At 59.2% G+C, this 471-nt stretch carries 1 protein-coding gene; it reads left to right on the top strand.

The window, feature by feature from the left end; all coding sequences use genetic code 11:
• Positions 1-20: 20 nt before the first annotated feature.
• A partial coding sequence (locus tag KJQ97_RS09405) for a hypothetical protein (RefSeq protein WP_214120692.1) occupies positions 21-471 on the top strand: 451 nt, incomplete at its 3' end.

Below are 471 nucleotides of genomic sequence, written 5' to 3'. Positions count from 1 at the left end.
CTATTCGTCGGTGTCGTCGGATGTGTATACGCGACATGCTCTGCCCTCCGTGGATCTCCTTCGCCGCCCTCGTACTGGCCGTCGTGTGCTTCTTCCCCCTGCGGTCCGTCGTCGTCACTACCGTCACAGCCGTCCTCGTCTTCGTCTCACAGCTCTTTGGTGAAGGTGGCGCAGCAGTAGACTTCGGCTTCGATGACTTCCGCTTCGACGATAGCGAGAAGCTCTTGCCACCGTGGATCTCCTTCGACGACGTCGTAATGGCCGTCGTGTGCTTCTTGCCACTGCGGTCCGTCGTCGTCACTTCCGTCACATACGTCCGCGTCTTCGTCTCACAGCTCTATGGTGAAGGCGGCGCGGCAGTAGACTTCGGCTTCGATGACTTCGGCTTCGACGATGGCGAGCAGCTCTTGCCACCGTGGATCGCCTTCGACGACCTGCCATTGATACACATGTCCGCATCCACGATACCAA

Source organism: Campylobacter sp. 2018MI01 (assembly GCF_018501205.1).
Taxonomy (GTDB): domain Bacteria; phylum Campylobacterota; class Campylobacteria; order Campylobacterales; family Campylobacteraceae; genus Campylobacter_E.
Note: the sequence above shows the minus strand (reverse complement) of the source record. Positions and strands in the feature narration are given on the sequence as shown.